This window comes from Vibrio algicola, assembly GCF_009601765.2.
In the GTDB taxonomy this organism is placed as follows: domain Bacteria; phylum Pseudomonadota; class Gammaproteobacteria; order Enterobacterales; family Vibrionaceae; genus Vibrio; species Vibrio algicola.
The window spans coordinates 722,948-736,553 of sequence record NZ_CP045700.1; the positions used below are offsets into that span (position 1 = coordinate 722,948).

13 protein-coding genes are annotated in these 13,606 nt (G+C 41.5%); 5 read left to right on the forward strand and 8 right to left on the reverse strand.

Going from position 1 to position 13,606, the window contains the following annotated elements; translation table 11 throughout:
• Positions 1-143: 143 nt before the first annotated feature.
• The 4 genes from arsJ to GFB47_RS15075 all read right to left on the reverse strand — a co-directional run bounded on the left by arsJ (position 144) and on the right by GFB47_RS15075 (position 3,399).
• Positions 144-1,385, reverse strand: a complete 1,242-nt coding sequence (arsJ, locus tag GFB47_RS15060; protein ID WP_178306530.1) for an organoarsenical effux MFS transporter ArsJ — start codon at positions 1,383-1,385, stop codon at positions 144-146.
• Between the two features lie 98 nt (positions 1,386-1,483).
• Positions 1,484-1,972 carry a cyclin-dependent kinase inhibitor 3 family protein gene (locus tag GFB47_RS15065; RefSeq protein ID WP_153448835.1) on the reverse strand — a complete coding sequence of 163 codons (489 nt, stop codon included), beginning with the start codon at positions 1,970-1,972 and terminating at the stop codon, positions 1,484-1,486.
• Positions 1,973-1,984: 12 nt separating this feature from the next.
• Positions 1,985-2,986: an ArsJ-associated glyceraldehyde-3-phosphate dehydrogenase gene (locus GFB47_RS15070; protein WP_153448836.1), complete on the reverse strand. Its 1,002-nt coding sequence runs from the start codon at positions 2,984-2,986 to the stop codon at positions 1,985-1,987.
• Positions 2,987-3,057: 71 nt separating this feature from the next.
• Positions 3,058-3,399, reverse strand: a complete 342-nt coding sequence (locus tag GFB47_RS15075) for a metalloregulator ArsR/SmtB family transcription factor (protein ID WP_153448837.1) — start codon at positions 3,397-3,399, stop codon at positions 3,058-3,060.
• Positions 3,400-3,871: 472 nt separating this feature from the next.
• On the opposite strand from GFB47_RS15075, the gene GFB47_RS15080 reads away from it, so the two are divergent.
• Positions 3,872-5,668, forward strand: a complete 1,797-nt coding sequence (locus tag GFB47_RS15080) for a formate--tetrahydrofolate ligase (RefSeq protein WP_153448838.1) — start codon at positions 3,872-3,874, stop codon at positions 5,666-5,668.
• Between the two features lie 165 nt (positions 5,669-5,833).
• The gene (locus GFB47_RS15085) at positions 5,834-6,193 is read left to right on the forward strand and encodes a hypothetical protein (protein ID WP_153448839.1); all 360 of its coding nucleotides are present in this window, start codon (positions 5,834-5,836) and stop codon (positions 6,191-6,193) included.
• A gap of 52 nt (positions 6,194-6,245) precedes the next feature.
• On the opposite strand, the gene GFB47_RS15090 is transcribed toward GFB47_RS15085, so the two are convergent.
• Positions 6,246-6,650 carry an alpha-amylase family protein gene (locus GFB47_RS15090; RefSeq protein WP_153448840.1) on the reverse strand — a complete coding sequence of 135 codons (405 nt, stop codon included), beginning with the start codon at positions 6,648-6,650 and terminating at the stop codon, positions 6,246-6,248.
• 113 nt (positions 6,651-6,763) lie between these two features.
• On the opposite strand from GFB47_RS15090, the gene GFB47_RS15095 reads away from it, so the two are divergent.
• Both GFB47_RS15095 and GFB47_RS15100 read left to right on the forward strand, forming a co-directional pair.
• Positions 6,764-7,684 (forward strand): IS5 family transposase, encoded by a 921-nt coding sequence (locus GFB47_RS15095; RefSeq protein WP_153448841.1) that lies wholly within the window; start codon positions 6,764-6,766, stop codon positions 7,682-7,684.
• Positions 7,685-7,767: 83 nt separating this feature from the next.
• Positions 7,768-8,007 carry an EamA family transporter gene (locus tag GFB47_RS15100; RefSeq protein WP_153448842.1) on the forward strand — a complete coding sequence of 80 codons (240 nt, stop codon included), beginning with the start codon at positions 7,768-7,770 and terminating at the stop codon, positions 8,005-8,007.
• Positions 8,008-8,064: 57 nt separating this feature from the next.
• On the opposite strand, the gene GFB47_RS15105 is transcribed toward GFB47_RS15100, so the two are convergent.
• Positions 8,065-8,826, reverse strand: a complete 762-nt coding sequence (locus tag GFB47_RS15105) for an exonuclease domain-containing protein (protein WP_153448843.1) — start codon at positions 8,824-8,826, stop codon at positions 8,065-8,067.
• 237 nt (positions 8,827-9,063) lie between these two features.
• The gene (locus GFB47_RS15110) at positions 9,064-10,866 is read right to left on the reverse strand and encodes a sodium:solute symporter family transporter (RefSeq protein WP_153448844.1); all 1,803 of its coding nucleotides are present in this window, start codon (positions 10,864-10,866) and stop codon (positions 9,064-9,066) included.
• Between the two features lie 985 nt (positions 10,867-11,851).
• Here GFB47_RS15110 and GFB47_RS15115 point away from each other — a divergent pair.
• Entirely contained in the window at positions 11,852-12,571 is a 720-nt protein-coding gene (locus GFB47_RS15115; RefSeq protein ID WP_153448845.1) for an oligogalacturonate-specific porin KdgM family protein, read from the forward strand.
• Positions 12,572-12,765: 194 nt separating this feature from the next.
• Here the strand turns inward: GFB47_RS15115 and GFB47_RS15120 are convergent, their stop codons facing one another.
• Positions 12,766-13,578 carry a polysaccharide lyase family 7 protein gene (locus tag GFB47_RS15120; protein WP_225874329.1) on the reverse strand — a complete coding sequence of 271 codons (813 nt, stop codon included), beginning with the start codon at positions 13,576-13,578 and terminating at the stop codon, positions 12,766-12,768.
• Between the last annotated feature and the right edge of the window lie 28 nt (positions 13,579-13,606).

Here is a 13,606-nt window from a genome sequence, read left to right on the forward strand (position 1 = left end):
ACCAATATTAAATGGAATTGGTATTACATTTAACTCCAAATAAATAAAAAGCTCGCGCATTGATTTATCTCAAATACGCGAGCTTTTTATTGATAATCGCCTAGGCCAATGTCTATGCCGAGTCTTTAATGTGATCGTTTTGCTTAGACCGTGGTTGCGGTATGTTTGGGCAACCAAAGCGAAATCACACAGGTTAAGGCTAAAAATCCAAACGACACCCATAAACAGGCTGCGAAACCAGCGACTTGGAACACCCAACCAGATAAAACCGTCCCGATTAAGCGCCCCATCGCATTGGCCATATAATAAAAGCCAACATCTAACGACACCCCATCTTGCTTGGCATAACTGACAATCAAATACGAATGCAATGATGAGTTAACCGCAAAGATAGCACCAAATATCAGCAAACCGATCACGATGGTATACTCGGCATACCAATTGACTTGGATAGCCAATGCGATCACACCTGTCACTACGGTTAATAGCACCGCCCACATTAACGCCATTTTTCCATCTGGGGTAACCCCTTTTTCTCTACCCGTTCCCCCTCTTCCAGTTAACTTGGGCGCTTGAGTTTGTACTATGCCGTAACCAATCACCCATAAGGCTAAAAAACCACCAACATAAGTATGATCCCAACCAAATACACTGCCTAAATAAATAGGCAATGCGACCACAAACCACACATCGCGTGCGCCAAACAAAAATAAGCGCGCCGCCGATAATATATTGACACTCGAAGATTTAGAAAACATCTCCGAAAATTTTGGTTTGGTGCTTGCTTTACCCATATCGGATTTTAAAAACAGTAAACTACTCATGAACACCAACAGCAATACCGCTGCCATCGTTAAAACCGCATATTGAAACCCAATCAACGTCAACAGCAATCCACCGATGAAGAAACCAAAACCTTTTAGTGCGTTTTTAGAACCGGTTAACACTGCAATCCAATGATACAACGCGCCTTGTTCATTATTCGGCACTAAGGTTTTAATCGAACTTTTGGCACTCATTTTATTCAGATCTTTGGCAATACCAGAAATCGCTTGTGCCAGCATCACCCATGCAACGGTTAACCAACTGCTTGGCACTGCAAGTAACAGTAGCACGAGTATTTGCAACGCCAAACCCACATTCATGGTTCGGCTGAGCCCCAACCTTGCGCCTAGCCATCCTCCAACTAAGTTGGTGACAACCCCAAAAAATTCATAAAACAAAAACAAGGAAGCAATGGCTAAGGTTGAATAACCTAAGTCATGAAAATACAACACCACCAACATGCGTAATGCACCATCGGTAATGGTAAAGTTCCAATAATTAAACGTCACCAACATGTACTGTCGTAAGGTGCTATCTAAGCGAGATAAAGCGGCTATCATTTTTATCACTCAACCTTTATCTAAACTCAAAGTGAATAAAAGAAGGGGTCGACGGCCTACTTTTATCACTTTGGTTAATGTCTTTTATATAAAGCGATTTATCCCGCAAAAGCGCGAATATATTCGATCTGATCGGGCTTAGTAAATGCCCCCGGACGCAGGGCTTGCACTTGCTCGATGATCAAATCTAAAGGCCAGTCTTTCTCCAGCAAAAAATGCGCCGCTAATAATCCGGTACGACCCGAGCCGCCCATGCAATGCATTGCCACTTTTTCACCTTTATCAATATGCTGATGCAACGCTTGACTTAACGAGCTCCATTGCTGCATAAAACTCGCGTCTGGCGCTTGATCATCTTCAATCGGCGCGTGATACCATTTCATGCCTAATGCTTCGACTTGTTTTGACAGATCATCAACACCTTTTTGCTGCATTTCTTCGATACTCAAAGCAGTCACAACTGCGCTCACGCCTTGCGCTTTTAGCTGTTGTAAACTTTCAATCAAAGACACAATTTTAGTCCCAGGACACGGCGTTAATATCAAGGCGCCAGTATCAAGTTTTAATTCCCAAGTAGGATGGATCATGATTTTTCCTTGTTATTTTTGGCCAACGAGACGAACTAACTCGGCGGTACGGGTGGCATAGCCCATTTCATTGTCATACCAAGCATAGATTTTCACCATTCGCTTACCGACCACCATAGTAGAAAGCGCATCGACGATGGTGGAACGCGGATCGCCTTTATAATCAATCGAGACTAATGGGCGGGCTTCAAAGCCTAAAATGCCTTTTAATTCTCTCTCTGACGCCTCCTGTAATAAGTCGTTCACTTCTTCTGCCGTGGTATCACGTTTCACATCAAAAATGATATCGGTCAAGGATGCATTAGCCAAAGGTACTCGTACCGCATGGCCGTTGATTTTGCCTTTTAGATCCGGAAAAATTTCGACAATTGCGGTGGCAGATCCGGTTGTCGTCGGAATCAGGCTCATACCACAGGCGCGGGCACGGCGTAGATCTTTATGTGGCGCATCTAAAATGGTTTGAGTATTAGTCAGGTTGTGAATGGTGGTAAAGCTCGATTGCTCAATCCCGAGTTTTTCATGGATCACTTTCACCACTGGCGCAATGCAGTTGGTGGTACAAGACGCCGCGGTCACAATACGATGTTTTTCAGGCTCGAATATATTGTCATTCACTCCCATCACGATATTGGCCACACCCGCTTCTTTAACTGGTGCCGACACCACCACGCGCTTAACGCCTTGCGCTAAATATTGATTTAATAATGCGCTTTTACGGTGTACCCCAGTCGCTTCAATCACCACATCACATTGTGACCAATCCACATCGGCAATCGCTTTTTGTTGGCTGACTTTTATCGACTGACCGTTAATGAGCATGTGATTGTCTGCGCAGGTGACCGCATGGTGCCAACGACCTTGAATTGAATCGAACTCTAATAAATGCGCCAAAGTCGCGGTATCGCCAGCCACATCATTGATTTGCACAAATTCAATCTCAGACCAATCAAATGCGGCGCGAAGTGCTAAACGACCAATGCGCCCAAATCCATTAATTCCTACTTTTATCGTCATCTCTTTATCCTTAAAATGTTCATCATTGTTGATCTGCGTCTAACGTGAAATCGCATAGTTGTTGGCGACTGTTAAACACAGCACGTTGGACGTTCTTTCATTTGTGCTAATCTCTGCACATCTTTCTGGTATTGCGCGGCTAAACATTTCGAGTCGCGCAAACCTTGTAATTGCTTTCTCATCCAACCCGGTAAGTCATCGGCTAAGCGATAAAAAACCCATTGCCCTTGCCTAATATCCACCACCACACCACTGGCCCTTAATAAAGCTAAATGTCGTGAAATTTTGGGCTGACTTTGATCCAAAGCTTGGGTCAGTTCCGCGACACATACTTGCTGTTCACGGGCGATAATTAACACACAACGCACTCGGGTTTCATCTGCAAGCAGTTTAAAAAATTGATGAGGTAACATAAGCACCGCCTCTTATATATGGATATGCGTATGTTATAAATATCTAACAGCAAAGCAAGCTAAAAGTCCAAATGTCATAAAAGGTTCATGCAGCCTAACCCTCTTGTGAACCAAATCAACGGTATATAACCGTCTTACTTGAAGCTGCAGCTTTGTTGGCTGCGCTAACTCACCCCAATCACTTAGGCAAGCTAAGCTCATGATGCTTCGTTTACTTGCCGCCTCACTGCAACTTCAATTACTTTGGGTATAGAAATGTAAATATCTGAAGATTTCGTTGTTAACGGCATAATTTCGAGATCTCAAATTACACTGTGAAATACAGGAAAAAGTTGGATAAAGCAGCAATTGAGGCTAAAATTTCCGCGACAAAATTATCCACTACCATTTTTGCTTTACAAGCGACAATTACACGCTATTATCGCCACGCAAACGTTTCCCTCGCCACTTCAACTACCTTTGATGAGCCTTTATGCTGTCTGACATTGAAATTTGCCGTATCACACCATTAACGCCAATTGACACCATTGCGACTCAACTTGGCTTACACACGGACGAATACCAAAGCCAAGGGGCGTACAAAGCCAAGGTCTCACTTAATAGCTTAAAACGTATTCATTCCCAACCAACCGGAAAATTGGTGGTGGTGACCGCTATCACGCCAACGCCATTAGGTGAAGGGAAAACTGTAACGGCGGTAGCGCTGGCACAAGGTTTGGCGCTGTCTTTAGCCAAAAATTCCTCCGCCACTCATCATTTAGCCAGCAAAAACAATAAACATTCGGTCATGGCGTGTATTCGCCAACCATCAATGGGCCCAGTGTTTGGAGTCAAAGGGGGCGCGGCCGGTGGTGGTTACTCGCAAGTCGCACCAATGGAAGAACTAAACCTGCATTTAACTGGCGATATCCACGCGGTGACTGCCGCGCATAACTTAGCCTCTGCGGCGATTGATGCGCGTATTTATCACGAGCAACGTTTGGGCTATGAGCACTTTGAACAGCGCACCGAGATGAAAGCGCTGCGCATTGATGCAAGTAAAGTGGTTTGGAAACGAGTGATCGATCATAACGATCGCGCGCTACGCATGATCACTGTCGGTAAAAATGAAGCCGATAAAACCATTAACGGCTTTGAGCGAGAAGATGGTTTTGATATTTCAGCCGCATCGGAATTAATGGCGATTTTGTCTTTAGCCGATAGCCTAGCCGATTTACGCCAACGTATTGGTCGCATTGTGGTGGCTTACGATATTGAGAACAACCCAATCACCACTGAAGATTTACAAGTGGCAGGCGCAATGACGGTCACCATGAAAAATGCGATAGAGCCAACCTTAATGCAAACGCTTGAAGGGGTTCCCACTCTTATCCATGCTGGTCCTTTTGCCAATATCGCTCATGGTAACTCTTCTATCATTGCCGATAATATTGCCACCAAACTGGCTGATTACACTGTGACTGAAGGCGGCTTTGGCTCTGATATGGGGTTTGAAAAAGCCTGTAATATTAAAGCTCAAGCTTCCAATAAAGCGCCAGATTGCGCGGTGATCGTTGCCACCCTACGCGCTCTTAAAGCCAATTCAGGGTTATACGATTTACGTCCAGGACAAGCGATCCCAGAGTCTATATTAGCGCCTAATTCCGAGGCGTTAGTGGCCGGATTTGAAAACCTAAAGTGGCATATCGATAACGTCAATAAATACGGCGTCCCTGCGGTGGTGGCGATTAACCGTTTCCCACAAGATACCCAAGAAGAAATCGATCAATTAATTCAACTGGTTGAAGCGCTGCCTAATAATGTCAGCATTGCATTGAGTGAAGGGTTCGTGAAAGGCGGCAAAGGCGCACTTGAACTGGCCCAAAAAGTCGTCGTTCAATGCCAAACACCGCCACACTTCCAACCACTTTATTCATTGAATGACTCAATCGAACACAAACTGCAAGCAGTGGCATTAAAAGGTTATGGCGCGAGCTCAGTGACATTATCTGCCAAAGCGCAACAACAAATGCTGCAATTTACTCAGCAAGGCTTTGATAAACTTGCAGTGTGTATGGCAAAAACGCCGTTATCGATCACCACCGATGGCGGATCAAAAGGTGCGCCACAAGATTTCGACGTGCCAATTCGTGAGCTAAAACTGTGCGCCGGAGCAGGCTTTATCTACGCTTTATGCGGCAATGTTATGACCATGCCGGGTCTGCCAGAAAAACCGGCTTTTATGAACCTAGATATTGATAAAAATGGCGAGATTGTCGGGTTAAGTTAAGGCTGCCTTACTGGTGTGGCGGATAAATTATCACCATTCTGGCCATAAATAAGCCAGCCTCCTAAGCTAGGAAACCTAAAAACTCAGACCTTAATCACAATTTAATCAATAATTAGGTGATACTACTAAGTAGTACATTTTTTGCCCGCGATTAAGGATGATCTCATGGCTACTTTTATTCACCATAATAAGCATAAATCCGCTTCATTTATTACCTTATCTAGAAAAGAGCGCGTGGCTTTTGTGCTGCTTTGCTGCGCCTTTATTGTTGGGTCTATCTATTTTGTCAAAAATACGGCTCAACAACGTCAATACATTGCGTCTTTAAACCAATATCAATACCAATTTAATCAAGCCTGCCAAACCGCAATCAACTCTGGTATGGAAAGAGACAATAGCTATTGCCAAGTCGCCAATAATAATAACCGTCAACTGAGTTTGGCCTTAAAAGATCAAGATATCTCATTAGCTGAATGGATCAATTTAAAGCTCCACTACCAGCATGATTATCAGCCTTTTAATTGACGCACGGTTGAATTAGCCCATAAGTAACCATTTTCTTTAAAGTAACAACACATTATTGCACTAAGGAGAACGGATTATTTTCAATGGGCATATAACGCAAAGAAAAAAGTAACGATTGCCTGCAGCTTTGCTCTTTTCGAATTTTTTGATACTCAATTAGACTGAGTTTGCTGGCCTTAAATTCCGTCGACGCTTGATCTTGTTTAAATATCTCTCTTATTTCACCTATATTACAGGTAAATAATTCATAATAAGACGCCATTATGTCCTGAGATAGGGCCTCGGTACCGGCTCCATCTTGTACATAAACCGTTAATCCAATGTCACTTAGCTCTTGAGTCCATTCCGCCACCTTTTTAGGCGGAAATTGACCTGATAGATATAGACTCACCATTAAAGGCTGAGGATACCGCGCCACTTGTTGCGTTAATATCGCTTTGAGTTGGTCGCGCTGCACTTGCGTCGGAAAGTCATAGTCGCTGATTTCTAAGGCTTTGTTGCGTAATTCGATGGAACTAAATGTGAAACTGACGATCAGATCGTTTACTCCCCACTAAACCATCGATATTCATGCCAAAACCTCGTTATAAGACCAAAAACTGGAAGTTATATAATCAATCACTGATTAAACGTGGTTCACTGACTTTCTGGATTGATGAAGAAGCTATCCAAGAATGGAAAGAAGCTAAACAAGGGCTGCGTGGTAGACCTCGTATTTTCAGTGATTTAGCAATAACAACAGCGCTTATGGTAAAACGTATATTTTCAATGCCCTTAAGGGCATTGCAGGGATTTATTGATTCTGTATTTCAACTTGCTAATGTCCCGCTCACTTGCCCTCATTATTCTTGTATTAGTCGTAGGGCTAAAGAGGTTGAAGTCTCATTCAAAACGAAAGCTCGTGGCACGATACAACACTTAGCCATTGATTCTACTGGCCTCAAGGTTTACGGCGAGGGTGAATGGAAAGTCAGGAAACATGGAACTGATGGGAAGCGCCGGATCTGGCGTAAGTTACATATAGGTGTTGATGTCGTTAATCATGAAATTATTGCGGCAGAACGCACTTTCTCGAATGTCAGTGACGGAGACGTTCTACCTAATTTACTAAAGCAAACACGTCGAAAGATCTTAAAAGTATCAGGCGATGGTGCTTACGATACTCCACAATGCTATGAAGCCATTCGTATCAAAAAAGCCACCCCACTTGTGCCCCCAAGACTTGGTGCAGTCTTTTGGGAAAAGGGACATCCACGAAATTTATCCGTCGGGTTTCAACAGTTTTATGGTTCTAATAAGCAGTGGAAAACACGGTTTGGGTATCATAAAAGGTCAATTTCAGAAACGGCAATGCATCGAGTGAAAAAGCTATTGGGCGGAACACTCAGCTTAAGAAATTATAATGCCCAAGTTGGGGAAGCTTACGCAATGATCAAAGCTTTAAATAAACTGACAGGGCTAGGTATGCCTAAAACTTACCGAATTGATTGAAATAATACCATTCTAGTGTTGTCACCTCTAAATTTGAATTACGCAACAAAGCCGGTCACAGTGGTGAGTTCCATGCTGAAACTATGTTACTGATGATTTACATGGCGTTACTGTCTTCTGCCTCTTTCGCAATTTGGAGTATCTTATTAAAATACCATTCGGTCGGTATGATCACCATTTTTAATTTCTTGATCCCAATTTTTGGCAGTTTGTTGTCGGCCATATTTCTGCATGAAACAGTATTAGAATGGAAGAACCTTATCGCTCTTATATTAGTGTGTAGCGGAATCTTTTTAGTCACTCGCGTACATAAAAAACCATAGCCGCGGTTTTTTCAAGGCCGCTCTTCATCAAATAAGAAAGATCAAAAACAAGAAACATTAAAGGCGGCAAGTGGCGCGACAATACAACTGTCCAACTTGCGCTTTATTGTGTTTACCGCTAAAGATTTTCACTTTTTGAGCAAGGTATAATTCTGCAGTTGACAGTGCATCGACTAACGCATTATGCGCTGAATATGGCGGTAAATTGTAGCGCTTACGTACATCATTGAGTTGCAATTCTACCCGTTCCGATTGATCGTGATACACCAAATGTTTTTCAATTTTTAAGGTATCTAACCAAATGATCGGGAAAGCATTTAACTGGTAACGTTTTAATAGGTAGGTTTGAATAAAACTGCGTTCAATCACTGCGCCATGCGCAATTACCACTTTTCCGGTCATTTTAACAAACAGACGATTCATTGCTTCGTCCAGTTGTTCACCTTCAAGTAGCATTTGAGGGGTAATATGATTGACCACCGCACTGGCAGCCTTTATCTTCTGGTTATCGTCTACATAGCAATGCGCCGCCGTTTCCATATCGATACGACCGCCTATAATACTCACACTGCCCACACTCAATAGACTGTCTTTGTCGAAATCGATCCCTGTGGTTTCAAAATCCAATACTAAAAAATCGAGCTCTTGCAAAGGCTTATTCATTTTAGGCAATGGCGTTAACAGCAAACGACGTAATTCATGCGGGCAACCTTCAGGAATAACTAAATCACGACGTTGTTGTTCTAGTTGGTTGATCGGATGAAAATGATGCTTGGTCGAACTGATTTTTTTTAACACAGACTTCATATATTGCAGCATGTTCAACCCTTTTATATCAAACCATCTTCATCGAGAAAAACGTATAGAGTAGATCAACTTATCACAAGTTAGATTACTCATGTTATCCATTCTTATTATTTGAATCCTTGGGCATCAAAACAATAACCCTAACTTGACGAAATAAGAAAAACGAGCCGCTGACTATTTCTAGTTCGCTAAGCTCGTTTCTTTATTTACGGTGTTACTTTTTGTTTGTGTGCATCAAATCATTAAGCGTTATTTATTTTCAGCTTCAATTTGTGCATCTTCTACTTTGGTATCTACCGCTTTCACAAGTAGGAGACCTACCGCAAGAACAATCACACCACAAAGAACGAAGATCATACGTCCCCAGAATGGGTTAGGTAGAACAAACATTGTCATTACACCTACACCAGCAACACTGATTAGCGTACCAAGCATGCGACGTTGTTTGTTATCAAGGTTCTGTTGCTCTGTACCTTCAGATACAAGCGGCGTTGCCAAGTTGCTGAAGAATAAATCAACATCTTTTTCACGGTGCTCTGCAAGAGGTTTGTAGAACAAGGTAGATAGCATGAAGAAGCCACCCGTTAATACCATGTGTGCAATCAGACCAAGTGCAACTTTCAAGTCTGACCATTCACGACCAGTGAAAGCAATGTCTAAGTTGAACCAGTTTTGTACGTGATCCGCAGTGATAACAAAGCCTACGTAGTAAGACACGATACCACCAACCACTAACGTACCCCAACCAGCCCAATCCGGAGTCTTACGAATAAAGAAGCCAAGGAATGCAGGAATCGTCATTGGGAAGCCAATCAAGGCACCAACGTACATCATGGTGTCAAATAAGCTCAGACCTTTCAGTGAGTTAATGAACAAGGCAACCATGATGATAGCAATACCGAAGAAGGTAGACGTGATTTTAGAAACCAGTACTAATTCTTTTTCTGATGCATCTTTACGTAAGATTGCTTGGTAGAAGTTCTTAACAAAGATACCTGAGTTACGGTTAAGACCTGAATCCATAGAAGACATGGTTGCAGCAAACATCGCAGCAATTAACAGACCCACCATACCTACTGGCATGTATTCTTGAACAAAGTAAAGGTAAGCGAAATCAGCCGCTTTACTACCTGCCTCTGGGTATTGCGCTGCAAGATCAACACCTTGACCAGCAATGAACCAGCTTGGCATGAACCAAATGATTGGACCAATAGTCATTAGTACACAAGCAAGAAGCGCCGCTTTACGAGCATTGTTTGAATCTTTCGCTGCTAGGTAGCGGTAAGAGTTCAACATGTTGTTAGTAATACTAAATTGTTTAATAAAGATGAACACAGCCCAAATACTAAAGATGCTTAAGTAATTTAGGTTGAAGCCAGCGATGAATGTACCAGTAGTAGTAGTGCCATCAACGATTCGTTCAGTCGGGAAGTTTGAAATGATTTCAGAAACACCGCCACCTTGGTAAACAGCAACGACTGCCGCAGTAACCGTTACCGCCATGATGATAACCATTTGCATGAAATCAGATGCGATAACCGCCCAAGAACCACCTGTTACCGACATAACCAATACCACTAAACCCGTTAGGATAATGGTGGTGTTCATATCGAAACCGAAGATACCAGAAGCAATGATTGCAAGACCGTTTAACCAGATACCTGCAGAAATTACGCTGTTAGGCATGCTCGACCAAGTAAATACTTGCTCATTAACACGGCCAAAACGCATACGAATAGCTTCGATAACCGTAATTACGCGCAATTGGCGGAATTTCGGAGCGAAGTATAAGTAGTTCATCAAATAACCGAAGGCGTTAGCAATAAAGATAATCGCAACGGCAGAACCATCGTTGTATGCTTTACCTGCGGCACCAGTAAATGTCCACGCACTAAATTGTGTCATAAAGGCGGTTGCGCCAACCATCCACCAGAGCATATTACCGCCCCCACGGAAGTAATCACTGGTGCTGCTTGTAAATGTGCGGAACATCCATCCAATCGCGATTAGAAAGAGGAAATAGATTCCGACAATGACTGTATTAAGATCCATTCTTGTCACCTTTTTATTATTAAGTTTTAAATACAGTTGCACTATACAAAATTTTCACGCCATTTGTACTACAATATTGCCATTGCGTGACGTTTATCGACATTCTAGCCATCTTATTTGTAGGACAAGTGATCTGGCTCAATAAATCTCACGCAAATGGTCGAATTGACACCAAATCATGATAAAAATCAATTTTTACGTATAATAAGAGGAAAGGCATTCATTTAAGCATGCATCACAACATTTGGCCAACATATCTTCAAGAGCTTTAAAATCACATTTTGTATGACTATTAAAGAAAAAACCCAGTAACAAACTGCTACTGGGTCATACGAAATGTCTCTAATGTTAAACAGCTTATCTTTTACACCCGCTTACCTAGCTATGTAGGTATAGATACAAAAGTATAAGCTCGTCGATATCTAACCGTTAGTAACCTCGTATTAAAGTGCGTGTCATTCGATAAATCAATACAAAAACATAGAGATAGTTCGAAAATGCTCGAATCCAGTCAAGAACCCTTATCTAACCAACCTCTTTTATGGCTTGGTCAACCCCTCTATCTAACATCAATATGCTTTGAGGCGAAAAACTATACCCTAACACATTAAATAATACAATTATCCAGTATCACAATGATTGATTTCAAAAAAATTCGCAGATCAAGATCACAAACCCCAATGCCTTTGTGACAGTTGTAACAAAAGTAAAAATATGCAAATTTCAAAAAAACCTCAAAATAAAAATATAAATCATTTCTAATCATAGACTTAAGATTAAATCACAAAAACAAATGCATTGATACTGCCTATACATCATTCAATAAAGCGATCCTTTTCACATAAATATTTTCTGTGTACGGGTATTATATTTGTATTACTTAATTCTAATAACACTTAAGAAATGAGTGAGTAAACTGAAACGAGCAGCTTGACGGCGAGACTCGTTTTAGTAAAAACATAAAAACAACGATAGGATATCGACAATGTTAAAATTGAAAAAAGTAGTGCTCATCACTTCCGCAGTTTTGCTTGCTTCGACTGCAGTTACCGCAACCGCCGCTTCTTTAGATTACCGTCACGAATACAAATTCGGTAATAACCAAAATGCTGACCGTATTAAAATTGGTGGCAGCACTAAAACCGAAACTGGTCAACACAACTACAGTGTTGAAATGAAGTTTTCTGGTAAAGAAGGCAACTACGGCTACAACGATATGGAGCGTGGGGATTCTGAATTCTTATACTCTTATAAATATAACATTGATGAGCATTGGTATGTAGAACCTGGTATGCCAATTACTTTTGGTGATGAAAGCGTCACTTATAAACCACAAGTTCGTGTTGGTTACAAGTTTGATAACGGCATTGTCACTAAATTACGTTACCGCCATGAGTTCCGTGATTATACTGAATCTAAAAACAATGGCGATACCTATCAAAAAAGTAAAATTACGTATAACTTAGACTACACGTGGAATAACATGATCCAACTTGGTTTCGAAGCCAACTATGAAATTGCCCATGAAGGGGATGATTGGAAACTATGGGATGATAGCAACAAAGGTTATGATTATGACCTGAAAATTGGTTACAAAAATGACAGTAACTGGCGCCCATATGTTCAATTCGGTAATGTTGGCGTGTCATCTAAAACAGATCAACGTCAATTACGTAGCCGTGTAGGTATAACTTATAGCTTCTAATATTTAATTTTCATAAGTTAATCCACATTGAAAACGCCCTATTTTCACGATTAGAAGATAGGGCGTTTTTTGATCATGTGTTTTTAACTAGGTTTCCATTTGTGCTAACACTTACTCAAATCACAGACAAAAAAATGGAGTCACCACTGCTTGAGTCGTTACTCCATCTTCACATCTTCGAGCAATGCTCACACTTAATAAGCGTAACCCGTATGGGATGCTTTTAACGAATAGAAAGTAGCTTGAACATAATCACTGCTATTACCAGTATTGTTTTGATTATAAACACCGGCTTTAAAGTACATGTATTGGCCGCTTTCATCAAAACCACTGTTACTCATATCAATCTTACGACTTAATGTGCTTTTACCTGGCCGTGCAATTGATACGGTTAAACTATTACCTTTTACATCAATTTTATAACTGAATTTTTCATTCAACGCGATACCATCGGATGGATCACTTGCACTACTACTTTTACTGCCGATCAGTTCGTACCATTGTTCACTTCCTGTTCGTGGTTCGTGAGCAAAATAAATCGACCCTTTATTGTTACCAGGCAACTTACGATAATAAATCCTGACTGGTTCATCGTCGTTAGCATGGATTTGTCCAATAATTACGCGTCCAACTTGGGAGTTAGAGCCTGTTCTTGTGACATAATTTACGGCAAGAGTGGCTTCTAATACCCCATCAACCCCACCCGCTTTTGTTTGTTCGGAAGTTGGCGCTGACGAAAATACCCAATTGTTCTTATTTACACCTTTGGTCGAAATGTTCTTATTGCCTTGGCGTAACATGCCACGTAATTCCGTACGGGTGTAGCTGGTTCCGTTCGACGTTTTGGGTGCATCAACCGGAACTCTAAATACCAAACCACCATCAATTGGATGGGTATAAAAATAATCTTCCAACTCATAACCATTATTCAACTCAGTTTCATAAATACTGTCAGATTTTTTATCATTATTTAAATCGATAGGCACCCCTAAATACCAAGAATTCAAATCGAAATTTTCAGACGGTGGGATCTTA

Excerpts from the sequence above, each read along its gene's own strand:
- arsJ (WP_178306530.1), bottom strand. The coding sequence starts at position 1,385 with ATGATAGCCGCTTTATCTCGCTTAGATAGCACCTTACGACAGTACATG.
- GFB47_RS15065 (WP_153448835.1), bottom strand. The coding sequence starts at position 1,972 with ATGATCCATCCTACTTGGGAATTAAAACTTGATACTGGCGCCTTGATA.
- GFB47_RS15070 (WP_153448836.1), bottom strand. The coding sequence starts at position 2,986 with ATGACGATAAAAGTAGGAATTAATGGATTTGGGCGCATTGGTCGTTTA.
- GFB47_RS15075 (WP_153448837.1), bottom strand. The coding sequence starts at position 3,399 with ATGTTACCTCATCAATTTTTTAAACTGCTTGCAGATGAAACCCGAGTG.
- GFB47_RS15080 (WP_153448838.1), top strand. The coding sequence starts at position 3,872 with ATGCTGTCTGACATTGAAATTTGCCGTATCACACCATTAACGCCAATT.
- GFB47_RS15085 (WP_153448839.1), top strand. The coding sequence starts at position 5,834 with ATGGCTACTTTTATTCACCATAATAAGCATAAATCCGCTTCATTTATT.
- GFB47_RS15095 (WP_153448841.1), top strand. The coding sequence starts at position 6,764 with ATGCCAAAACCTCGTTATAAGACCAAAAACTGGAAGTTATATAATCAA.
- GFB47_RS15100 (WP_153448842.1), top strand. The coding sequence starts at position 7,768 with ATGTTACTGATGATTTACATGGCGTTACTGTCTTCTGCCTCTTTCGCA.
- GFB47_RS15105 (WP_153448843.1), bottom strand. The coding sequence starts at position 8,826 with ATGCTGCAATATATGAAGTCTGTGTTAAAAAAAATCAGTTCGACCAAG.
- GFB47_RS15110 (WP_153448844.1), bottom strand. The coding sequence starts at position 10,866 with ATGGATCTTAATACAGTCATTGTCGGAATCTATTTCCTCTTTCTAATC.
- GFB47_RS15115 (WP_153448845.1), top strand. The coding sequence starts at position 11,852 with ATGTTAAAATTGAAAAAAGTAGTGCTCATCACTTCCGCAGTTTTGCTT.